Below are 19,377 nucleotides of genomic sequence, written 5' to 3' on the forward strand. Positions count from 1 at the left end.
GTCATTCGAGTTCCTTCTTCCGTGCTTCTTTCGCGGCCCAGAGCTCGGGGTGCTTGCCGAGTCCTGCCGCGTCGATTGCCATCCATGTGGCTTTGAGTGCGTCCATGGTTGCGGCGGTGTCGATGGCGTCGAGGTGTGGCGCGATCGATGGATGCTCGGGTGCTGCGGGTGCGTCTCCGAGTGGTTCGACCCTCCACGTCTTCGCGGCCCGACCGCGGCCCGCTGCGCGGATCGGCACGGACTGAGCCCCGTCAATGTGTGACATGTGGCTAATCCGCGTGCCGCCAGTTTGGTCTTTGCCGAACATGACGTCCGGGTCACGATAGAGCGTGACCCGACGCCCGACCCACTGCTTCGCATCAGTCCCCCAGCACTTGGCGAGCACATCCAACATGCCCTTACTGGGTCGCCACACGCGCGGGAATCCTTCGAAGGGGATCTCGGCAACCGTCTTGCCTTCACGCATTGCCAACCGACCGCCTGCCGCGATGGTGAACGTACGCGGCGTGACGAGTTCGATCGCGTCAAGCTGGTCGCTGTTCGGTGCCAGCGCATCGGTGATGTCCATCAGAAAGTCACTTCCTCTTCGTGTTCGTACACAAGCCAGTTGGGTGGCCCGAGTAGTTCGCCCTCAACCCCAGGCCACTCCCCCGACTCGACGCACCGCTGATACAGGTCGCGTGCTTCCCGTGCGAGCTTGCGGCCGATGTCGCGGTAGATGACGTCGAGCTCGTAGACGGCAACCTGGAATGGGCCTTTGGTTTCGGCGACGACGAACTTGAACGTGTCGAGTTCTTCGCCGGTTTCGAAGCGGTGCACGTCGCGGTACCAGGCTTCTTGCATGAAGTAGCCGTATTCGACGACGTGCTTGTTGAATCCGCGGGGTGAGATGTCGTCGGCGGTTTTGAGGTCGCCGCCTGATCCGTCGCCGTAGATGTCGAATCGTGCACGACATGCGACGCCTTCGGGCGAGCGGGCGAAGATGGATGACTCGCGGTGTGGCATCTCGAGCACCGTTCGCGCTTCCGTGTTGGCGAGTACGGCTTCGGAGATGCGGTTAATGATGTGAACCTCGACGGACTTCATGGGCACGAACCCGTTGTCGCGCTGCTCGATCGCCCATTCCTTCGCGGCCTTGGTGGATGCTGCACCGTTCGATGCGAGCACATCATCCGGGTACGCGACGGCCTGCAGTCCGGTTCCGAGCACCTTGGCGTGGACGGCATGACCCACGTCGAACGCTCTCGTAGTTCTCGGGTGCGACTGGTTCCAGATGAACTTGGCCGGCGACCCCTTGAACTCGGGGAGAAGAGTTCGCGCCCCGGTGCTGGATAGCTCGGGGCGCGCGTGGTAAATCTCGTCGGGCATGTGATGGTCGATCACAGTTTCCCCCTTGCAAGAGTGATCCCCGCCACGAGGATGGTGACGGGGAGTGTGAGTATGAGTATTGAGGCACCGATTGCGAATGCCCAGGGGATGATGTCGATTGGGTTCACGACGCGTCCTCCGGCCAGATGCGACGACCAGAAACAACATGGTGGTCAGTGAGGTCGTAGGTACTGATCCCCTCACCAATCCAGTGCGCGACGCCGTCATCCAGGCGCCGACGAACCGCAGCAGCCCGGGTCTCTCCACCATCTAGGGTCAGCACCCACAGCTCGCCCGGCTTCGCGTCATGCCAGGACTTCCGATCCGGGTGGGCCTCGAAGTAAGCCTGGGCCGCGGGGTGATTGGGCCGGATGTCACTGCCCTGTTCGTAAACAACCACAGCGGCACCATCGTGCTCGTGAATGACGCGAACGAATCGCTGCTCTTCGCCACGTCTGTACTCGCCGTAAACGACGAACTCAGGTTTCTCGGGCCATCGCCACCGTCCGAGTTCTTCGTCACGCTCATGCTGAAAGAACTCGCGGAGGCCGATGACAACATCCGCATTGGCGAACATCTGATGCGGCTCGGGCATGGGCCACGAGTCGCCGGGTGAGTAGAGCGTTGCCCCGTTGTTCGTGGGGACGACCCTCACCCCGTTGCTTGCAGTGAATTCGGTCATGTCATGCCTTCCAGATGAGGTGTGGGCAGTCCATCCACACGGTCGGGTTGTTGGTGATGATCACTTCGCCGTGGTCATCGCAGAGGGTGCAGGGGTTCATGAGCAGACCTCGATGCTGACGATCCCGAGGTTGTTGTAGATCGCTTCCCTGCGTGCTTCGATGTATGCGTCCCGCCACATGTGTGGTGGTTTCACGTCGAGCACGTATCCGCCGCGCATGACTTTCCAGTAGCCGGATTCGGAGTGTTCGACCCGGATGCGTTCAGTCATGCTTCACCTGCTTCGATGCGTGCCTTGGCGAGTGCGGCTGTGGCTCTCCTGAGGTTCGCGGCGAAGAGTGCTGCGGCTGTCGGGTTCCGTGCCATGTACGCACGTTCGACGGCCTCCTCCTCGACGTGAACAGCGGCCTCGAGCTCAGCTATCGATGTCGTCATGGCTTCTCCTTGACTTCGAATGAGAGCGCACCGTCGGAGGCAGCCTGACCTAGAGAAGCGGTCTCGGTCAGGCTGGCTACGTCATCGCCGCCCCGGTAGAAGACGACCTCTGCGAACAACGGCTTGTCGCCGTGCTGGTCGCGGTTGAAGTTCTGAACAAGGACGGCGAGTTCCGCGATGTCGGTCAGCTCGCGGGGCTTGAACGTGTCAACACTCATGGTCAGTTTCTCCTCAGTAACAGCCCGCGCATGTGCAGTGCGGGCGAATGGTGGGTCGGTGCTGGCATGCACTCGACTGGTTGTGTGCGGGTTGCCCTGGTTGCGGGTTCAGGCAACGGTGGCAATCGGGGTAGGTCACGGGATGATCCGGGGTTCGATGGTCGCGAAGGCCACCATGAGGTCGAACAGCGCATCGGGCACGTCGTCGTCGAATCCGCCATCCGTGAAGACCTCGCGGAAGTCTGATCGGATGGGTTGCCAGAGCCCTTCGACGTGTGGCCTGTCGATCGCGTCTTGCATCCTCGGTAGAAAGTCCTCGATGAGTGCGGATGGATCGGCGAGAGTAGGGCTGAACTCGATCATCGGCGTGCCTGTTTCGCGTACCGGTGTCCGTCGACGAATGCGTACATGGCGAGGACGATGAGACCTACCGTGGAGAGCGCCGCAAATGCTCCAACCGCGCCGAGTGTGACCTTCGACGCCGTGTCGGTGAGCGGCAGGGAGATCCCGACCATGACAAGAAGAACGGCGACTGCCAATGCAATCGCCGCTGTCCCGAGGTAGATGACTCCGATGAGTCGCCTCTGCTGCGCCCACCGACGCCACGTGCCGTTCACGGCGCTATCCCTGGTGATTTCGTCGCAAGAGCGACGTGGATCTTGGGAACTTCGTCGAAGACGCCGTGGTTATCCCACCATCCTTCGCACACGTGTCCGAACTCATCCAGGCCGTACGGGTCTAGCCGCTCCTTGCACCCTTCGCAGGTGTAGGTCCACGTCGCGCTCATGACGCGTTCACCACCGCTCGAGCATCCTCAGCCGACACAGCGAGCTCCCAAACAGTGGCGGGTCTGCCGTGTGCTGATGGTCTCCTGTCGCCCGATTCGCGGATGACGTGATGCTTCTGGTGCAGGTCGGACAGTCGACGCTTGCAGTTGTGCGTGTCATGGAACGATGGCCACCCGTTGACGAATGCGAGGTTGAAGTACGCCTCGGTGAGTTCATCTGCGGTTCGTGGTGCCTCGTCGAGTAGGTCGATGAGTGCGAGCTTGAGACGTGTGGAATCGTGCGGGTCAACCGATTCAGCCGCCAGAGTTGACGTCACCGGGTCAGACGTGTGAGACATAGTGCGGGTGTTCATGACTTGCTCCTCTCTTCCCAATCAGAACGTCGCCCTGCATCCCATCCGGCGCAGAACAGGATGTGCTCGAGCTTCAACTGGGTTGGGTCGGGTGATACTCCGTAGGCCTTGCGGTAGTCAGACCAGTCACATGCGCGGATGATCCGCTCTTCCTCCGTGAGTGGCTGATCCTCTGCGGCCGAATGCTGATGTGCGTCGCTCATCGCTTCTCTCCTTCATCGCTGTTCACGCCGGAACCTCTGCAGTCCCAGCACTTCTGTGAGTCCTCGTATTTGTCGGCTCCCCGGTGGATAATGTGTCCGCCCCATCCAGAACAGTCACCGCATCGTTGGTCGGCAGGGATCGCGGGATTCGGTCTGCGCTCAGACATCGGATCTGCTGCGTCGAATGGCTGTCGTGATCCGCCAGTCAAGGCCGATCAGGAATGCCGACATGCCCCCGATGCGAATCCAGAAACGCAGCGCGTCCTCGAATTCCTGCGCCAATACCAGGAAGGTCAGCATGCCGGTGAGCATAAGAAACCCGGTCGCAAACTCCGTCAGCATCTTCTTCATCTCGTGCTCCTCAAATCTCGAATGGTCGTAGTGATGTGGAGGCCCGTGACATCCCCAGTCCGGGCCTCCACATGGTTGTCGCGGTCCCCAGAACCGCGCACGACAGCACACCCCAATGCCTGCCGTATCCCCACACCCCCAGGAGCGGGAAGTCTTTTGTCAGCCGGCGAGAGGCCAGCCATTCGTATAGGTCGTGTTCCCACCCGGCTTGATGGTCATTCGGTAGGTGAAAACTGGCCGGTTGAGCGCATCCCAACCGCGTTTGCCAATCGTCACGTCGCGTTCCTTAGTCAGATCGCTCACGACCTGGAGGCACTTCGCGCACCCCTTGCGATCGGATGTCGCCGCTTCGTCGATGTCGCCGCGGGTGAGTGTTTTTCGGAGTCCGCAGTTCGCGGTCACCTCGACGCCCTCCTTGACGGACTTGAGCACGTCCTCGGTCGTATAGATGTGCAGGCGCTTGGGCATGACAGATTCCTTTCGAACGGGAAGAGAAGGGGGCCGGTGCTGACAAACACCGGCCCCGAGGATTCACGGGAGTCACAGCAGGTATCCAGCCCGCGTTCGACTACTAGAAACCGTGAATCGAGTGCCCGTACGCCGATCTGCGAGCGCACGTATGAGCTGGGTGGGATGGACTAGCCAGAGAACTTGGCGTAGTACTCGTCCGATAGTTGCTGGTGATCCCCGCCCCGCACGCGGATTACCCCTCGAGCTCGGGTGCATGCCATGCACTCTCGCTTCCCTCGACGGATGCCCGAACGTGTCAGATTCGGCTCGCGGAGCAGATGCCCCCAGGGGCAGTGCGTCCTCAGTGTCAGGTAGTGGGGGTTGAGCCGGTCCCTATCCGCCATGTTGGCCAGATGCGTATCCCACCGCAGGTTCGAAAGGCGATTGTTGGAGCGTCTGCCATCGCCGTGACAGGCCTCTTGCCCCTCTTCTCGTGGCCCAACGAAGGCTTCGAGGACAAGTTGATGGATTCGACGCTTCGTGACCGTCCCCTTCTGCGAGAGGTTCAAGACCAGATACCCATCGCGAGTCGGTTGAGCCTTTAATATCCGTCGAGGTCCACGCTTTGAACGGACTCTCCCCAGGTCCGAAACCTCATACAGGTCATAGCCAACAACGGATCTCCACTGCTCTTCGCTCATTTGACTGCTCCTCTCCTACTGAGTGCCCCGCTGAGTTCTTCGCTCAGACAACCGATTTCAGGCTCGGGGCGGCCACTAACCCTGTGGCATGGTTCACGGCGACCAACCCGTGCCATCCGCTTGACCCATCGCGGCTGGTTCCGCCCGTACATCCATGGCGGCGAACTGTCGAAAAACTTATGCACCCCTCAATGGGTGCGTTCCTTTCCTCCGACCCTGCGATCACGACGCCAACCAACGGCCTATGCGAACAGGTACTCAATGGAGCTCTATGTAGTTGCATCCACACCGTGTGCGCCTGCCGGTTAGCCAGGGGCCGATGAGGGATTGAGTTTCGTTGACGTGCACCCTGCTTTTGGGTGCACTCGTCCACCCCTCCCCACGACAGGGAGGTGCGGGGATCGGATGACGGGGATCAGCCGGAGAAGTTCGCCAGACGGGTTAGAACACGGATGGCATGCTCGATGTGTTCACGGCGCTGCCAGAGGTAGACGTTGTGGCCTTCGTTAGTCAGCCACCAAAGCCACTCAGCGATCTCTTCGCGCTTGCCGTGGTTTGTGATGTTCTGCCAGTCCACTTGCGACCGAACGCTGAGCAGGATCGGGTTCGTCGGGTTCGTCTGCGGGTACAGGGTGGAAGCGAACTGAGTCACGATGCACTCTCCTCGATCAGATGCGCAGAACACGGCGGTTCGAGTTCGGACGGCCACAGATAGGTAGCCACCCAGCGAGACCAGTGACGGTTGCACAGTGGGATGTCTTCTGATCGGTCGACCATTTGATTGCCGATACTGTCCGCCTCGCACATCCGGCACGACTCGTTCATCGCACACCCCCACACGATCGCGGGTAACGGTCTCGACGGTTGCCAGAACCAGTCACCACAACCGGGTCAGCCGCATCACGAGCCGCCCAATACCGGTTCGATGCACGCACCTCGAGGCGAATCCATGCTACGAACGCTGCGATACCGAAGACCAGTACGGCCGGCCAGAGCTCGGGGGCGATGTTGTCGATCATCGCTTCACCGCCTTCTCGATCGCTTCGCAGATGTACGAGACGCTGAGGAGTGCAATCGACGCGGCGAAGAACGCATATCCGAAGAGGGCATCGTCGCGGATGAAAGAGACGATCGCGAGGATGACGAAGAAGAGCGCGAGCAGCGCCGACTTACCCGAGGAGGTCATGATGCCACCGCCTCGATTGCGAGAGCCGCACGCGCCTTGACTCGAGCGCGAGAGTGTGCATGACATGCCACCGCGAGCACACCGCTGCGTATCACGATGCTCTCCTCGACCGCGAACGGGAGGGTTGAGCCCATGCGTCCTGCTGAGGCGGGGTAATCCGCGCCGCTTCAGTGGGTTCGCTTCTTCTTGCTGACCTGTCACGGAGCGCCGCTGCTTCGTGCAGGTAGTCGACGGTGACTCCGAGGAAGTCTGCGATCTTGGCGATCTCGTCGAGGTTGAAAGGCTTATGCCCGTTGAGTCTCCCCGACACGGTGGGCCAACTCAGGCCCAGTGGCTCGGCGAGCTCGTAGAGCTTCTTCTTCTGGCTTCCCATCTCCGCTCTCACCGCGTCAACGATGGAGGAGGAGTAGGTGTCGGTGTTGGTTGGCATGACTTCATCATCGTCCGTATTTACGGACAGCGCAAGTCCATCGAACGAAGTTGTCCATAATTGAGTACGCTTCTCACATGGGACGTAAGGCAACAGTCGGCGCGCGCGCCGAGCATTCACAGTTCGCGAAGGACATCACGAGCTACATCGATTCGGTACGCGTCAACACCGGACTCTCCATCCGCAAGCTCTCCGAGTTGTCTGCGGGCGAACGGGGGAACAGTTGGTGGGCGGACATCTTCAACGGGAAGAACATCCTCACCACGAACGACGTGAGCTACATCGCAACGAGCCTCATGGGCATCACGCCATGGGAGCTGGTTGCTGACGCGCGACGCCTCGCTGCGGGCCAGCCGTTGACTGTACGCACATTCAATGTCGGTGGCATCACGGACGATAGCTACATCCAAGAGGCCACGGAAGATCAGCAGGCCCCGACACGCAAAGCAGCGAAGCGGGGCACTCCAAAGGTCCGCAAGGCGTTCGAGGGGGACGATGAAGGATCTACTGACGATGGCGGCGAGAGCGGGGCTTGAAGTTCACGCCATTGAAATGCCAGATGGCGACCTCGGGTACTACGCGCACGACGAGCAGCGCATCTACTTCAACCTGCTCTGCACTCCATCGGAACGTCGATCGGTGATCGCTCACGAGCTCGGGCACCATCACTATGCACACGACTGTGAAGATGACCCGGCTGCAGAGCGTCAAGCGGACATCTACGCGGCCACTCTGCTCATCGACCCCGATATGTATGCAGAGCTCGAGCAGATCAGTCATCATGCCGAGTGGATTGCGGAAGAGATGAGCGTCACGGCGGAAGTCGTGGAGGACTATCGGCGCCACTGCTTACAGCGGCTCGGGGACGTGACCTACACCCGCCCGCGCATGGGCGTCGGTCAGTGGCTACATCGGTGGGCGCGCCCCTAGCCGGTGAAGGCGTGCCTACAATGCGTCGTTGCGATCCCTGAATTTCCGCGTAGAATGTACTTACGGACACACCATTAGGTGAGTCCACAAAACCCGCGTGATTCCGCGGCAAAACAGGCATTTCAGGGGTACCGGCGTAACCGGTTCGAGTCCCGTTACTCACCCCACTCAGAGAAGGCCCGAGTCGAGAGACTCGGGCCTTCTCTGTGTCTCGGCGCCTTCGCAGAACCGGACCCGACCGACCGTGATCGGGTGGAGGTGAGCCACCCATAGGATTGCGGGGTGTCGCTCCCCGTGTGGTTCTCGCTTCTGACTGCCTGTGTGGTGATCAGCTTCACGCCGGGGGCAGGCGCCATCAACACGATGTCGAATGCTCTGAGTCAGGGCTGGCGTCGTTCGATCTGGGGGATTCTCGGGCAGCAGCTCGCTCTCATCGTGCACGTCGTGATCGTCGCGGCGGGCCTCGGACTCGTCGTGTCGCAGTCCGAAGTGCTGTTCAACGTGATCCGATACGCCGGCGCGGCATACCTGGTGTTCCTCGGCATCCGTCTGATCCTCACGCGACCGAAGCTCCCCGCCGCCGACGAAGGGGCGACTGTCGACCTTCACGAGGGGCATTGGTCGATGATCAGACGAGGGTTCTGGGTGAACCTCCTCAATCCGAAGGCGATCGTGTTCTTCCTCGCATTCATCCCTCAGTTCATCCGCCTCGACGAGCCGCAGCTCCCCCAGTACCTCACCCTCATCGTCACGGTCATCATCGTCGACATCGTCGTGATGTGGGGGTTCTTCGCCACCGCGGCTCGGCCTTTCCGCCGACTCACACGATCGGCGAGAGGACAACGGACTCTCAACGGCGTCTTCGGAGTCCTCTTCATCGCCGTCGCAGGCATCCTCGTCTTCCTCCACTGATGCTCCGCGCGCTCTGCCGGCAATAGGCTGGACCTGATGGAGATGGATGCTGCGCACTTCGAGGAACTCGTGATCGACGAGCTCGATCGGCTGCCCGACGAGATGGTCGATGGTCTGGAGAACGTGGTGTTCGTCGTCGAGGATCGCCCGGAGGACGGAAGCCTCGACCTGCTGGGGCTGTACGACGGGCTCGCCCTCACCGAACGTACGCAGTACGGCTCCGGCGAACTCCCCGATCGGATCGTCGTCTACCGCGAGCCGCATCTGGCTGGGTGCGACACAGAGGACGAACTGCGCGACGAGGTGCACACCACACTGGTGCATGAGATCGCCCACTTCTACGGCATCGACGACGAGCAGCTCCACACGTTGGGGTGGGCATGAGTCCCCTCGCGACGCCAGACGTCGACGAACTGGTCGATCTCTCGGCAGCTCCACTGGAGCCATGGGAGGTCGTCGTGTGGAACGACCCCGTCAACCTCATGAGCTATGTCGTGCGAGTCTTCCGCACCTACTTCGGCTACTCGCTCGAGCGCGCGACGGTGCTCATGCGGCAGGTGCACCACGACGGCCAGGCGATCGTCGCGACGGGGCCTCGCGAGACCATGGAGGTGCACGCGCAGGCGATGCACGATTACGGCCTGTGGGCGACTGTGCGAAGGACCGCGAGATGATCGAGCCGATGGTCCGGATACGTATGGCTCGAGTCGAGGGCGCGCAGCTCGCGCAGCTCGTCGATGACTTCCGCGATCTCGTCGGCGCGAATCGCGACGTCGAGGATCCCGCGATCGGTCGCCTGGTTCCCGATCCCTATCCCGAGGACGAGGAATCATCTCGGGAATTCCGGGAGGCGACTCGAGATGGCCTGCTCGATCGACGTGCTCTGGACGCGGACATCGTTCGCACCGCCCTCGCCGGCATGCGCGGTGATCTCGACGAGATGTCACAGAGCGAGGCCTTCGCAGAGCATGACCTCGACATCCCTCCGACCGACGTCGACGCGTGGCTGCGCACCCTCACCGCACTGCGTCTCGTGATCGCGGAGCGCCTCGGCATCGAGAGCGATGGCGATCATGACCCCGAAGACCCGAGGTTCGGCGTCTACGACTGGCTCGGATACCGTCTGGAACTCACGATCGACGCCGCCGACGAACTCCTCTGAGAACTACGGCACCTCGACGACTCGGGTCGCGAGCGCGCGGGGATCGTCGCGCACGATGTGATCCGCCTCCTGCTGGGCCCAGCGTTCCCAATGCGGACGGTACGTGTCGCCGTCTCGCGCCAGCGCTCGCGCCTTACGGCCGGTCTCTGCGGACTCGACCCAGACGCGGACATCCGCGATCGCAGCCGTGGCAGGAGTGAGGATCCCGCTCCCCTCGATGAGCACCCCGAGTGCGGGGTCCACTGCGTGAGTCTCCGCCTCGGTGCCACTCCCCCAGTCCCATCGTCGCCACTCGCCGAGGTAACCTCTGCCGTGCGGGCGGAGGATGCCCTCCAACGCGCGCTCGACTCCGCCTCTGAGCCCGTCCCACCCCGGATAGATCGAGTCCAGCGCGACGAGCTGCACCCGTCCTGCGATCGGCCAGCGTTCGATGAGCATGCGCGCGAGAGTCGTCTTTCCCGCTCCGCTGCGACCGTCGATCAGGACGACCGGATTCGCCGCCGCCAGCATGTGGATGTCGTCGACGATCGAGGTCGCGGCACGCTCGAGGGCTGCAGCGACCGGGTCATCACTTCTTGAGGGCACGGATGATGCGAGAGAGCGCACGTCCGGTCGCCCAGACGAACGGCACAGCGACGACAAGCAGCGTCACGATGTTCGGCTCGAACCTGAGTCCTTCCTCACGGCGCACATAGACGCCGACCGGGATCGACACGCCACCGCCCCCGCCGCCTTCGGCACCATCACCGCTTCCTCCGCCGAAGCCGGAGTAGGTGAACGCCACCGGGGTGATGGTCGCCCCATCTATATCCTGCGGCTCGCCGTACGCGCTCTTGACGCCGAAGGAGGCGGCCTGCTGTCCGAGTTCCAGTGCAATGTTGGGCATGGCTCCACGCTAGCCCAGGAATCAGTCCGGAGAAGGGTCAATCCAGCCCGTGCGCGCGGGGGTGCTGCGCGGCACCACGCCCGTCGCCACGGCCGATGTGCCTCGCGCGGCTGATCGTGGCGATGCCGAACCGTGCAACGGCGTCGTCGACTGCGCCTTCGACCCGCCGCCAGTCCTCGTCCTCGTCCCAGAGGCCGAATCCGCTGCCACCAGCCGGCCGCAGCTTCTCTGCGCGCACGCCGACCAGTCGCACGGGGTCTCGTCGTTCGATCTGGTCGAAGAGCGCCTGAGCGGCCTCGCCGATGCGCTGGCCCACCGCGGTGGGCTCGGAGAGCGTCTGCGAACGGCTGAGCGTGCGGAAGTCGTCGAACCTGATCTTGATGGCGACCGTCGCCGTCTCCCATTCGGCTTTCCGCAGGCGCGCCGCGACACGGTCGGCGAGACGCAAGAGTTCCGCTCTCAGGAACGACCGATCCGAGATGTCGGTGTCGAAGGTCTCTTCATGCCCGATGCTCTTCTCGATGCGCTCCGTCTCGACGGCGCGTGGGTCCTCACCCCGTGCGAGATCCGCGAGCCGAGCGCTCAGAGCCGGACCGACGGCGCGGTCGAGCATCGCCCGCGACGCCGTGCGGATGTCGCGCACCGTGCGGATTCCGCGACCCTCCAAAGCCTCGGCTGCTTTGGGTCCCACGCCCCACATCGCGCGCACCGGCCGCGGGTCGAGGAAGTCCTGGGTCTCGGATGCCGCGATCACGAGCATGCCATCGGGCTTCGAGATCGTCGACGCCATTTTCGCCACATGCTTCGTGGCCGCGACCCCCACGCTGCACGTGATGCCCACCTCGTCCTTGACCCGCTCGCGCACGAGATGCGCGATCTGCGCAGGGCTGCCCCAGAGCCGTCGTACACCCCGCACGTCGAGGAACGCCTCATCGACCGACAGCGGCTCGACCAGTGGCGTGAACGACTCGAAGATCGCCATCACCTGACGCGAAACCGCCTGGTAGCGATGGAAGTGCGGAGGAACGATGCGCGCCGACGGGCACAGGCGCAACGCCTGGGAAACGGGCATCGCCGCACGTACGCCGTAGCGACGGGCCTCGTAAGAGGCACTGGACACCACTGATCGGCCGTCTGGTGACCCGATGATCAGCGGCAGGCCCCGCAGAGTCGGGTCGTCCAGCACCTCGACTGCCGCGTAGAACGCATCCATGTCGACGTGCAGGATGCTCGTGCCGGTGTCGTCGGCGTCGGCGGACGACACGATGCGCCCTCTGCCGTCACCGTGTCCCATGAGACCATTCTCCCCCCGACCTCAGACACGAGGTCCGGGGGATCCGGTTACTGTGCAGCGCGCTCGAGGACGAGTTCGCGGACTCGGGCTGCGTCCGCCTGACCCTTCATCGCCTTCATCACAGCACCGATCACGGCTCCGGCCGCTTGGACCTTGCCATCCTTGATCTTGGCTAGCACGTCGGGCTGAGCCGCGAGGGCCTCGTCGATCGCGGCGATGAGTGCACCGTCGTCCGAGACGACCGCCAGTCCGCGGCTGTCGACGACCTCCTGCGGAGTCCCCTCACCGGCGATGACTCCCTCGAGCACCTGACGGGCCAGCTTGTCGGTGAGGGTCCCGGCATCGACGAGCTTCTGCAGCGCCACGACGTTCTCGGGGGAGATCAGCTCCGTGGCATCCTTCTCCTGCGTGTTCGCGAGACGACTGATCTCGCCCGTCCACCACTTGCGGGCCGTGGCAGGAGTCGCGCCGGCCGCGATCGTCTCCTCGACGACCTCCAACAGCCCGCCGTTCCGCACGTCCTGGAACTCCAGGTCGGTGAACCCCCATTCGGCCATCAGGCGGCGCCGACGGGCCACGGGCTGCTCGGGCAACTGCGCTCGGAGCGCCTCGATCAGCTCGGCAGCCGGCTCCACCGGGAGCAGATCGGGCTCGGGGAAGTACCGGTAGTCATCGGCATCCGACTTGGGGCGACCCGGCGAGGTCGTTCCGCTGTCTTCGTGCCAGTGCCGGGTCTCCTGCGTGATCGTTCCGCCGTCGGCGAGGATCTGCGCCTGACGCTGGATCTCGTAACGCACGGCACGCTCGACGGAGCGCATCGAGTTCACGTTCTTGGTCTCGGTACGAGTGCCGAGCTTCTCCTGGCCGCGAGGGCGCAGCGAGATGTTCGCGTCGCAGCGGAGGTTGCCGCGCTCCAGGCGTGCTTCGGAGATCCCGAGGCTGCGGACGATGTCGCGAATGGTCGCGACATAGGCTTTGGCCACCTCCGGTGCGCGGTGTTCGGTGCCGAAGATGACCTTCGTCACGATCTCCACGAGCGGGACACCCGCGCGGTTATAGTCGACGAGCGAATACTCGGCACCCTGGATGCGTCCGGTGGCGCCTCCCATGTGCGTGAGCTTGCCCGCGTCCTCTTCCATGTGCGCGCGCTCGATCGGGATCTGCACGATCGTGCCGTCCTCGAGCTCGACCTCGACGGATCCCTCGAATGCGATCGGCTCGTCGTACTGGGAGATCTGGTAGTTCTTGCCGAGGTCGGGGTAGAAGTAGTTCTTCCGGGCGAATCGGCTCGACGGAGCGATCGAGCAGCCGAGCGCAAGACCCAGGCTGATCGACGAACGGATGGCGGTCTCGTTGACGACGGGCAGCGCGCCCGGCAGACCGAGGTCGACCGGAGCGATCAGCGTGTTCGGCTCAGCCGCGTGGTAGAGCTCGTTCGCCGGGTTCGGCGCGTCGGAGAACATCTTGGTGTTGGTGTTGAGCTCGACGTGCACCTCGAACCCGAGAACGGGCTCGAACAGCTCCAGCGCCTTGTCGAAGTCCATGAGCTTGGCGGTGGCCATCAGCGGGTCCCTCCCACGAGCTGGGGTGCACGCGTGAGGAGCGGCGCTCCCCACGAATCCACGAGAAGCGTCTCGACCGCCGCGCCGACCTTGTAGAGCCGTGCGTCCTCCCGCGCCGGTGCGATGAACTGGATGCCGACGGGCAACCCGTCCTCTGCCGCGAGGCCGCTGGGGATCGAGATCCCCGGGACGCCTGCGAGGTTGACCGGGATCGTCGTGATGTCGTTGAGGTACATCTGCAGCGGATCGTCGATCTTCTCGCCGATCTTGAACGCGGTGGTCGGTGCCGACGGCGTCGCGATCACGTCGACCTTCGCGAAAGCGCTGGCGAAGTCCTGCTGGATGAGGGTACGGACCTTCTGAGCACTGCCGTAGTAGGCGTCGTAGTATCCGGCCGACAGCGCATAGGTGCCGAGGATGATGCGGCGCTTGACCTCGTCGCCGAAACCGGCGTCACGCGTCGCGGACATGACGTCCTCGACGGTCGGGTTGCCGTCGGGGGTGACGCGGAGACCGAAGCGCACCGAGTCGAACTTCGCCAGGTTGCTGGATGCCTCCGCGGGAAGGATCAGGTAGTACGCGGCGACGCCGTACTCGAAGTGCGGGGCGCCGATCTCGACGATCTCCGCTCCCTGAGCCTCCATCACCGCGAGCGCGCTGCGGAACGACTCGGCCACGCCGGGCTGGAAGCCGCTGTCGGGCAGCTCCCGGATCACGCCGACCTTGAGTCCCTTGAGCACGTCTCCACGCGCGCCCTCCCGAGCGGCGTCGGCGAACGAGGGCCACTCATCGCGCAGCGAGGTGGAATCCTTCGGGTCGTGACCGCCGATCGCATCGTGCAGAAGCCCTGCATCGAGCACGGTGCGCGCGACGGGACCGACCTGGTCGAGGCTGGACGCGAGGGCGATCGCGCCGTAGCGGCTGACCCCGCCGTAGGTCGGCTTGACGCCGACCGTGCCGGTGACGTGCGCGGGTTGGCGGATCGATCCGCCGGTGTCGGAGCCGAGCGCCAGCGGCGCCTCGAACGCGGCGACGGCCGCAGCCGACCCGCCTCCCGAACCGCCGGGGATACGGTCGAGGTCCCACGGGTTGCGGGTGGGCCCGTACGCGGAGTGCTCGGTCGACGACCCCATGGCGAACTCGTCCATGTTGGTCTTGCCGAGCGGGATGAGCCCCGCGGCACGCGAGCGAGCGACGACGGTGGCGTCGTACGGCGAGCGATAACCCTCGAGGATCCGCGAACCACTCGTGGTCGGCTGGTCGGTCGTGACCAGCACATCCTTGATGGCGAGAGGCACACCGGCGATCGGCCCCAGCTGCTCACCGGCGGCGCGCTGGGCGTCGACGGCCGCCGCGGCATCGAGCGCGCCGTCGTTCACGTGCAGGAACGCGTGCACGTCGCCGTCGACCGCGGCGATGCGGTCGAGGTGCGCGCGCGTCGCCTCGACGCTGGAGATCTCGCGACTGGCGAGCTTGTCGGCGAGCTCGGCCGCGGTCATACGGATGATGTCGCTCACTGCTCTTCTCCCAGGATCGCGGTGACGCGGAATCGGCCGTCGGCCTGATCCGGCGCGTTCTGGAGCACCTGCTCGTGCGTGAGGGTCTCGCCCACGACGTCGGGGCGGTAGACGTTGCTCAGCGGGATCGGATGACTCGTCGCGGCCACGTCGGGGCTTGCGACCTCCGACACCTTCGCGATGTTGTCGACGATGGCGTCGAGCTGGCCCGTCAGCCGGGTCACCTCTTCGTCGTTGAGCTGGATGCGCGCGAGGACGCCAAGATGGCGCACAAGATCAGGGGTGATTTCAGACACGACCCAAGTCTAGTTGCCGTGTCCGGCGTCTCCCGCAGACGAGCGGGGCCGGTCCTATGCTGGGCGGGTGAGCTCGTACCAGCCTCCCCGCCCTTGGATCGCCAGCTACGCGGACGGCGTCCCCGACGATCTCGCCCCCGTCTCGGGATCTCTGATCGACATCGTCGCGGCATCCGCTCGCGACTACCCGGACGCCCCTGCACTGCAGTTCTTCGGCCGTGAGACGACCTACGCGCAGCTGCAGGAGGCGATCGACCGCGCCGCCGAGGGTCTGCGCGAGCTGGGCGTGCGCACCGGGGATCCGGTTGCGATCGTCCTGCCGAACTGTCCTCAGCACATCGTGGCGTTCTACGCGGTGCTCCGTCTGGGCGCGGTGGTGGTCGAACACAACCCGCTCTACACGCCGCGCGAGCTGCGGAAGCAGTTCGAGGACCACGGCGCGAAGCACGCGATCGTCTGGAACAAGGTCGTGGCGACGGTGCAGGAGTTCCCGGCAGATCTCGCCGTGACGAACGTCATCTCCGTCGACGTCACCCGGGCGATGCCTCTTCTCACGCGCGTGGCTCTGCGACTGCCGGTGGCGAAAGCGCGGGAATCTCGCGCGGCGCTCACGGAGCGCGTACGCGGAACCGTCACATGGGACTCACTCGTGCAGTCGCCCCCTGTTGCGGCGACCCACCCGAAGCCGGCCACCGGCGACCTCGCCATCATCCAGTACACGTCGGGCACCACGGGCACTCCCAAGGGAGCAGCGCTCACCCACGGAAACCTGCTCGCGAACGCCGCTCAGTCGCAAGCCTGGGTGCCCTCCATCCAGCGAGGCAAGGGCTGCGTCGTCTACGCCGTCCTGCCCATGTTCCACGCCTACGGCCTCACCCTGTGCCTGACCTTCGCGATGTCGATGGGCGCACGCCTCGTGCTGTTCCCGAAATTCGATCCGGATCTCGTGCTCGATGTGATGAAGAAGCACCCGGCGACCTTCCTTCCGCTCGTGCCGCCGATCGCAGATCGGCTGCTCACCGCGGCGACCTCCCAGGGCGTGTCACTCGACGGCATCGAGGTCGCGATCTCCGGTGCGATGGCGCTGCCGCACGAGCTCGTGGTGCCTTTCGAGGCTGCGACGAACGGCTTCCTCGTCGAAGGCTACGGGCTGAGCGAGTGCTCCCCCGTTCTGATGGCGAATCCGGTCGCCGACAACCGTGTCCCCGGCACCGTCGGGCTCCCGTTGCCCGGCACCGAGTGCCGTGTGGTCGATCCTGAGAATCCGACCGTCGATGTCGAACCCGGCGCGGCGGGCGAGCTCCTCGTGCGCGGTCCTCAGGTGTTCTCGGGCTACTACGGCAAGCCGGAGGAGACCGACGCCGTCTTCGTCGACGGCTGGTTCCGCACCGGAGACATCGTGACGGTCGACGATGCGGGGTTCATCCGCATCGTCGACCGCATCAAGGAGCTCATCATCACCGGCGGCTTCAACGTCGCACCGACAGAGGTGGAGAGCGCACTGCGACAGCACCCGCAGGTCGCGGATGCCGCCGTAGTCGGCCTGCCGAGCGACCATTCCGGCGAGGAGGTCGTCGCTGCGATCGTCGTGGATGCCGGAACCGACGTGGACGTCGAGGCGATCCGCGAGTACGCGCGCAGCATCCTCACCCCCTACAAGGTGCCTCGTCGGATCTTCGTCGTCGACGAGCTGCCGAAGTCCCTCATCGGCAAGGTGCTGCGACGACAGGTCAGAGAGCGGCTCCTGGCGCTGACCTCGGGCTCCTGAGGGCGCCCTCACAGGCGCGGGAAGACGCGACGCGCTACCCTTGATCAGTGACCCCTGAAGACGCTGTACCCACCGAAGCCCCCGAGACCCCTGGATTCGAGGAACTCGGTATCACCGGACCCGTCCTCAAGGCGATCCGCGATCTCGGCTACGAGACCCCCTCCCCCATCCAGGCCGCGACCATTCCGACCCTTCTCGCGGGACGCGATGTCGTCGGCATGGCGCAGACCGGCACGGGAAAGACCGCCGCCTTCGCGCTCCCCGTGCTCGAGCGCCTCGACGTCTCGCAGAAGACGCCTCAGGCGCTGGTGCTCGCACCGACGCGCGAACTCGCCCTGCAGGTCTGCGAGGCCTTCGAGTCGTACGCCTCGAAGATGAAGGGCGTGCACATGCTGCCCGTCTACGGCGGCCAGGCCTACGGCGTGCAGCTCTCCGCTCTGCGCCGGGGCGTGCACGTGATCGTCGGAACGCCCGGCCGCATCATGGATCACCTCGCCAAGGGCACTCTCGATCTCTCCCAGCTGCAGTACCTGGTGCTGGATGAGGCCGACGAGATGCTGAAGATGGGCTTCGCGGAAGACGTCGAGCAGATCCTTGCGCAGACGCCCGTCGAGAAGCAGGTCGCCCTGTTCTCCGCGACGATGCCCCCGCAGATCCGGCGCCTCGCGCAGAAGTACCTGCGCGATCCCGAAGAGATCAGCATCAAGTCGAAGACCGCGACGGGCACCAACATCACGCAGCGATACCTCGTGGTGTCCTACGCGCAGAAGGTCGATGCGCTGACCCGCATCCTCGAGGTCGAGAACTTCGACGGCATGATCGTGTTCGTCCGCACCAAGAACGAGACCGAGACGCTCGCCGAGAAGCTGCGTGCTCGCGGTTACTCGGCCGCTGCGATCAACGGCGATGTGGCGCAGGTGCAGCGTGAGCGCAGCGTGAACCAGCTCAAGGACGGCAAGCTCGACATCCTCGTCGCAACGGACGTCGCCGCCCGTGGTCTCGACGTCGAGCGCATCAGCCACGTCATCAACTTCGACATCCCCACCGACACCGAGTCCTACGTGCACCGCATCGGCCGCACCGGCCGCGCCGGGCGCAAAGGCGACGCGATCAGCTTCATCACGCCTCGCGAGCGCTACCTCCTCAAGTCGATCGAGAAGGCGACCCGCCAGCAGCCGGCGCAGATGCAGCTGCCGAGCATGGACGATGTCAACACCACACGTCTCGCGCGCTTCGATGACGCGATCACGACGGCGCTCGGCGACAACGCGCGCATCGAGAAGTTCCGCGACATCATCGCCCACTATGTGCGCAACCACGACGTGCCGGAGGCCGATGTGGCAGCCGCACTCGCGGTCGTCGCGCAGGGCGACACACCGCTGCTGCTCGACCCTTCGGATGACCCGCTGACGAAGGCCGTCGAGTACGACAACCGTCCGCCGCGCGAGAACAACAACCGCGACAGGCGCGAGCCGCGCGAGCCCCGTGAGCGTCGCGGGCGGGGTGACTACAAGCCCTACCGCATCGAGGTCGGTCGACGTCACCGCGTCGAGCCTCGTCAGATCGTCGGCGCGCTCGCCAACGAGGGCGGCCTCGGCCGCGACGACTTCGGCGCCATCAACATCCGGCCCGACTTCACGGTCGTCGAGCTGCCCGCGAACCTCGACTCGTCAGTGCTCGAGAAGCTGAAGGACACTCGCATCTCCGGTCGTCTGATCGAGATCAAGCCCGACCGCGGCCCCGCGTCGCGACGCAACGACGGACCCCGCGATGCCGGCGCTCGGGGGAGCTACGACCGCCCCCGCTACGATCGCGAAGACCGTCCGGCCCGCACCGACGATCGTGGCGAGAAGCCGTTCCGCAAGCCGCGCCACAAGGACTGACCGA

30 protein-coding genes are annotated in these 19,377 nt (G+C 64.4%); 8 read left to right on the forward strand and 22 right to left on the reverse strand.

Going from position 1 to position 19,377, the window contains the following annotated elements:
* Window position 1: 1 nt before the first annotated feature.
* The 16 genes from ACIP5T_RS03225 to ACIP5T_RS03300 form a co-directional block, all read right to left on the reverse strand.
* Window positions 2–568: a hypothetical protein gene (locus tag ACIP5T_RS03225; protein WP_400860539.1), complete on the reverse strand. Its 567-nt coding sequence runs from the start codon at window positions 566–568 to the stop codon at window positions 2–4.
* The gene (locus ACIP5T_RS03230) at window positions 568–1,383 is read right to left on the reverse strand and encodes a PD-(D/E)XK nuclease-like domain-containing protein (protein WP_400860541.1); all 816 of its coding nucleotides are present in this window, start codon (window positions 1,381–1,383) and stop codon (window positions 568–570) included. The genes ACIP5T_RS03225 and ACIP5T_RS03230 overlap by 1 nt, the downstream gene beginning before the upstream one ends.
* 109 nt (window positions 1,384–1,492) lie before the next feature.
* Complete coding sequence (locus ACIP5T_RS03235) at window positions 1,493–2,050, reverse strand: hypothetical protein (RefSeq protein ID WP_400860542.1); 558 nt, start codon at window positions 2,048–2,050, stop codon at window positions 1,493–1,495.
* A 96-nt stretch (window positions 2,051–2,146) separates the two neighbouring features.
* A complete protein-coding gene (locus tag ACIP5T_RS03240; RefSeq protein ID WP_400860543.1) occupies window positions 2,147–2,320 on the reverse strand; it encodes a hypothetical protein in 174 nt (57 codons plus the stop codon).
* Window positions 2,317–2,484, reverse strand: coding sequence for a hypothetical protein (locus ACIP5T_RS03245; RefSeq protein ID WP_400860544.1), 168 nt, complete (start codon window positions 2,482–2,484; stop codon window positions 2,317–2,319). The genes ACIP5T_RS03240 and ACIP5T_RS03245 overlap by 4 nt, the downstream gene beginning before the upstream one ends.
* Window positions 2,481–2,702 (reverse strand): hypothetical protein, encoded by a 222-nt coding sequence (locus ACIP5T_RS03250; protein WP_400860545.1) that lies wholly within the window; start codon window positions 2,700–2,702, stop codon window positions 2,481–2,483. Before ACIP5T_RS03250 ends, ACIP5T_RS03245 begins: the two co-directional genes overlap by 4 nt.
* A gap of 135 nt (window positions 2,703–2,837) precedes the next feature.
* Complete coding sequence (locus tag ACIP5T_RS03255) at window positions 2,838–3,065, reverse strand: hypothetical protein (RefSeq protein WP_400860546.1); 228 nt, start codon at window positions 3,063–3,065, stop codon at window positions 2,838–2,840.
* The gene (locus ACIP5T_RS03260) at window positions 3,062–3,319 is read right to left on the reverse strand and encodes a hypothetical protein (RefSeq protein WP_400860547.1); all 258 of its coding nucleotides are present in this window, start codon (window positions 3,317–3,319) and stop codon (window positions 3,062–3,064) included. Before ACIP5T_RS03260 ends, ACIP5T_RS03255 begins: the two co-directional genes overlap by 4 nt.
* A gap of 166 nt (window positions 3,320–3,485) precedes the next feature.
* The gene (locus ACIP5T_RS03265) at window positions 3,486–3,842 is read right to left on the reverse strand and encodes a hypothetical protein (protein WP_400860548.1); all 357 of its coding nucleotides are present in this window, start codon (window positions 3,840–3,842) and stop codon (window positions 3,486–3,488) included.
* Complete coding sequence (locus tag ACIP5T_RS03270; RefSeq protein WP_400860549.1) at window positions 3,839–4,045, reverse strand: hypothetical protein; 207 nt, start codon at window positions 4,043–4,045, stop codon at window positions 3,839–3,841. The genes ACIP5T_RS03265 and ACIP5T_RS03270 overlap by 4 nt, the downstream gene beginning before the upstream one ends.
* Window positions 4,046–4,204: 159 nt before the next feature.
* Complete coding sequence (locus tag ACIP5T_RS03275; RefSeq protein ID WP_400860550.1) at window positions 4,205–4,396, reverse strand: hypothetical protein; 192 nt, start codon at window positions 4,394–4,396, stop codon at window positions 4,205–4,207.
* A gap of 159 nt (window positions 4,397–4,555) precedes the next feature.
* Entirely contained in the window at window positions 4,556–4,864 is a 309-nt protein-coding gene (locus ACIP5T_RS03280; protein WP_400860552.1) for a hypothetical protein, read from the reverse strand.
* 170 nt (window positions 4,865–5,034) lie between these two features.
* On the reverse strand, window positions 5,035–5,547 hold the full coding sequence (locus ACIP5T_RS03285) for an NUMOD4 motif-containing HNH endonuclease (protein WP_400860553.1): 513 nt from the start codon (window positions 5,545–5,547) through the stop codon (window positions 5,035–5,037).
* Between the two features lie 415 nt (window positions 5,548–5,962).
* Window positions 5,963–6,199, reverse strand: a complete 237-nt coding sequence (locus tag ACIP5T_RS03290; RefSeq protein WP_400860554.1) for a hypothetical protein — start codon at window positions 6,197–6,199, stop codon at window positions 5,963–5,965.
* Window positions 6,200–6,562: 363 nt separating this feature from the next.
* Window positions 6,563–6,733, reverse strand: coding sequence for a hypothetical protein (locus ACIP5T_RS03295; protein ID WP_400860555.1), 171 nt, complete (start codon window positions 6,731–6,733; stop codon window positions 6,563–6,565).
* 91 nt (window positions 6,734–6,824) lie between these two features.
* Window positions 6,825–7,163 carry a helix-turn-helix domain-containing protein gene (locus tag ACIP5T_RS03300; RefSeq protein WP_400860557.1) on the reverse strand — a complete coding sequence of 113 codons (339 nt, stop codon included), beginning with the start codon at window positions 7,161–7,163 and terminating at the stop codon, window positions 6,825–6,827.
* Window positions 7,164–7,240: 77 nt separating this feature from the next.
* Here ACIP5T_RS03300 and ACIP5T_RS03305 point away from each other — a divergent pair, with 77 nt between their 5' ends.
* The 6 genes from ACIP5T_RS03305 to ACIP5T_RS03330 all read left to right on the forward strand — a co-directional run bounded on the left by ACIP5T_RS03305 (window position 7,241) and on the right by ACIP5T_RS03330 (window position 10,167).
* On the forward strand, window positions 7,241–7,699 hold the full coding sequence (locus tag ACIP5T_RS03305) for a hypothetical protein (RefSeq protein WP_400860559.1): 459 nt from the start codon (window positions 7,241–7,243) through the stop codon (window positions 7,697–7,699).
* The gene (locus ACIP5T_RS03310; protein ID WP_400860561.1) at window positions 7,659–8,093 is read left to right on the forward strand and encodes an ImmA/IrrE family metallo-endopeptidase; all 435 of its coding nucleotides are present in this window, start codon (window positions 7,659–7,661) and stop codon (window positions 8,091–8,093) included. Before ACIP5T_RS03305 ends, ACIP5T_RS03310 begins: the two co-directional genes overlap by 41 nt.
* A 282-nt stretch (window positions 8,094–8,375) precedes the next feature.
* On the forward strand, window positions 8,376–9,005 hold the full coding sequence (locus ACIP5T_RS03315) for a LysE family transporter (protein WP_400860564.1): 630 nt from the start codon (window positions 8,376–8,378) through the stop codon (window positions 9,003–9,005).
* Window positions 9,006–9,041: 36 nt separating this feature from the next.
* On the forward strand, window positions 9,042–9,389 hold the full coding sequence (locus ACIP5T_RS03320) for a metallopeptidase family protein (protein WP_400860565.1): 348 nt from the start codon (window positions 9,042–9,044) through the stop codon (window positions 9,387–9,389).
* Window positions 9,386–9,679, forward strand: a complete 294-nt coding sequence (clpS, locus tag ACIP5T_RS03325; RefSeq protein WP_400860567.1) for an ATP-dependent Clp protease adapter ClpS — start codon at window positions 9,386–9,388, stop codon at window positions 9,677–9,679. The genes ACIP5T_RS03320 and clpS overlap by 4 nt, the downstream gene beginning before the upstream one ends.
* Window positions 9,676–10,167, forward strand: a complete 492-nt coding sequence (locus tag ACIP5T_RS03330) for a DUF2017 family protein (RefSeq protein WP_400860568.1) — start codon at window positions 9,676–9,678, stop codon at window positions 10,165–10,167. Before clpS ends, ACIP5T_RS03330 begins: the two co-directional genes overlap by 4 nt.
* Before the next feature lie 3 nt (window positions 10,168–10,170).
* Here the strand turns inward: ACIP5T_RS03330 and ACIP5T_RS03335 are convergent, their stop codons facing one another.
* The 6 genes from ACIP5T_RS03335 to gatC are packed head-to-tail and all read right to left on the reverse strand — an operon-like array spanning window position 10,171 to window position 15,722.
* Complete coding sequence (locus tag ACIP5T_RS03335; protein ID WP_400860570.1) at window positions 10,171–10,752, reverse strand: hypothetical protein; 582 nt, start codon at window positions 10,750–10,752, stop codon at window positions 10,171–10,173.
* Window positions 10,736–11,053, reverse strand: a complete 318-nt coding sequence (locus ACIP5T_RS03340) for a hypothetical protein (protein ID WP_400860572.1) — start codon at window positions 11,051–11,053, stop codon at window positions 10,736–10,738. Before ACIP5T_RS03340 ends, ACIP5T_RS03335 begins: the two co-directional genes overlap by 17 nt.
* 37 nt (window positions 11,054–11,090) lie before the next feature.
* Window positions 11,091–12,347 (reverse strand): DNA polymerase IV, encoded by a 1,257-nt coding sequence (dinB, locus tag ACIP5T_RS03345; protein WP_400860573.1) that lies wholly within the window; start codon window positions 12,345–12,347, stop codon window positions 11,091–11,093.
* 47 nt (window positions 12,348–12,394) lie between these two features.
* Entirely contained in the window at window positions 12,395–13,909 is a 1,515-nt protein-coding gene (gene gatB / locus ACIP5T_RS03350; RefSeq protein WP_400860575.1) for an Asp-tRNA(Asn)/Glu-tRNA(Gln) amidotransferase subunit GatB, read from the reverse strand.
* Window positions 13,909–15,426 carry an Asp-tRNA(Asn)/Glu-tRNA(Gln) amidotransferase subunit GatA gene (gatA, locus tag ACIP5T_RS03355; RefSeq protein WP_400860576.1) on the reverse strand — a complete coding sequence of 506 codons (1,518 nt, stop codon included), beginning with the start codon at window positions 15,424–15,426 and terminating at the stop codon, window positions 13,909–13,911. The genes gatB and gatA overlap by 1 nt, the downstream gene beginning before the upstream one ends.
* Entirely contained in the window at window positions 15,423–15,722 is a 300-nt protein-coding gene (gene gatC / locus ACIP5T_RS03360) for an Asp-tRNA(Asn)/Glu-tRNA(Gln) amidotransferase subunit GatC (RefSeq protein ID WP_400860578.1), read from the reverse strand. Before gatC ends, gatA begins: the two co-directional genes overlap by 4 nt.
* Before the next feature lie 67 nt (window positions 15,723–15,789).
* Between gatC and ACIP5T_RS03365 the strand changes: the two genes are divergently transcribed.
* Both ACIP5T_RS03365 and ACIP5T_RS03370 read left to right on the forward strand, forming a co-directional pair.
* Window positions 15,790–17,490, forward strand: coding sequence for a long-chain-fatty-acid--CoA ligase (locus tag ACIP5T_RS03365; protein WP_400860580.1), 1,701 nt, complete (start codon window positions 15,790–15,792; stop codon window positions 17,488–17,490).
* A gap of 47 nt (window positions 17,491–17,537) precedes the next feature.
* Entirely contained in the window at window positions 17,538–19,373 is a 1,836-nt protein-coding gene (locus ACIP5T_RS03370) for a DEAD/DEAH box helicase (RefSeq protein ID WP_400860582.1), read from the forward strand.
* Window positions 19,374–19,377: the final 4 nt, after the last annotated feature.

It is taken from the genome of Microbacterium sp. NPDC088619, from assembly GCF_044752825.1.
GTDB lineage: Bacteria > Actinomycetota > Actinomycetes > Actinomycetales > Microbacteriaceae > Microbacterium.

Coding starts and splice junctions, on each gene's coding strand:
- clpS (WP_400860567.1), top strand. CDS start 9,386: ATGAGTCCCCTCGCGACGCCAGACGTCGACGAACTGGTCGATCTCTCG.
- ACIP5T_RS03275 (WP_400860550.1), bottom strand. CDS start 4,396: ATGAAGAAGATGCTGACGGAGTTTGCGACCGGGTTTCTTATGCTCACC.
- ACIP5T_RS03310 (WP_400860561.1), top strand. CDS start 7,659: ATGAAGGATCTACTGACGATGGCGGCGAGAGCGGGGCTTGAAGTTCAC.
- ACIP5T_RS03245 (WP_400860544.1), bottom strand. CDS start 2,484: ATGACGACATCGATAGCTGAGCTCGAGGCCGCTGTTCACGTCGAGGAG.
- ACIP5T_RS03240 (WP_400860543.1), bottom strand. CDS start 2,320: ATGACTGAACGCATCCGGGTCGAACACTCCGAATCCGGCTACTGGAAA.
- ACIP5T_RS03305 (WP_400860559.1), top strand. CDS start 7,241: ATGGGACGTAAGGCAACAGTCGGCGCGCGCGCCGAGCATTCACAGTTC.
- ACIP5T_RS03330 (WP_400860568.1), top strand. CDS start 9,676: ATGATCGAGCCGATGGTCCGGATACGTATGGCTCGAGTCGAGGGCGCG.
- ACIP5T_RS03340 (WP_400860572.1), bottom strand. CDS start 11,053: ATGCCCAACATTGCACTGGAACTCGGACAGCAGGCCGCCTCCTTCGGC.
- ACIP5T_RS03265 (WP_400860548.1), bottom strand. CDS start 3,842: ATGAACACCCGCACTATGTCTCACACGTCTGACCCGGTGACGTCAACT.
- ACIP5T_RS03235 (WP_400860542.1), bottom strand. CDS start 2,050: ATGACCGAATTCACTGCAAGCAACGGGGTGAGGGTCGTCCCCACGAAC.
- ACIP5T_RS03285 (WP_400860553.1), bottom strand. CDS start 5,547: ATGAGCGAAGAGCAGTGGAGATCCGTTGTTGGCTATGACCTGTATGAG.
- dinB (WP_400860573.1), bottom strand. CDS start 12,347: ATGGGACACGGTGACGGCAGAGGGCGCATCGTGTCGTCCGCCGACGCC.
- ACIP5T_RS03225 (WP_400860539.1), bottom strand. CDS start 568: ATGGACATCACCGATGCGCTGGCACCGAACAGCGACCAGCTTGACGCG.
- ACIP5T_RS03250 (WP_400860545.1), bottom strand. CDS start 2,702: ATGAGTGTTGACACGTTCAAGCCCCGCGAGCTGACCGACATCGCGGAA.
- ACIP5T_RS03255 (WP_400860546.1), bottom strand. CDS start 3,065: ATGATCGAGTTCAGCCCTACTCTCGCCGATCCATCCGCACTCATCGAG.
- ACIP5T_RS03295 (WP_400860555.1), bottom strand. CDS start 6,733: ATGACCTCCTCGGGTAAGTCGGCGCTGCTCGCGCTCTTCTTCGTCATC.
- ACIP5T_RS03300 (WP_400860557.1), bottom strand. CDS start 7,163: ATGCCAACCAACACCGACACCTACTCCTCCTCCATCGTTGACGCGGTG.
- ACIP5T_RS03280 (WP_400860552.1), bottom strand. CDS start 4,864: ATGCCCAAGCGCCTGCACATCTATACGACCGAGGACGTGCTCAAGTCC.
- ACIP5T_RS03320 (WP_400860565.1), top strand. CDS start 9,042: ATGGAGATGGATGCTGCGCACTTCGAGGAACTCGTGATCGACGAGCTC.
- gatB (WP_400860575.1), bottom strand. CDS start 13,909: ATGGCCACCGCCAAGCTCATGGACTTCGACAAGGCGCTGGAGCTGTTC.
- ACIP5T_RS03270 (WP_400860549.1), bottom strand. CDS start 4,045: ATGAGCGACGCACATCAGCATTCGGCCGCAGAGGATCAGCCACTCACG.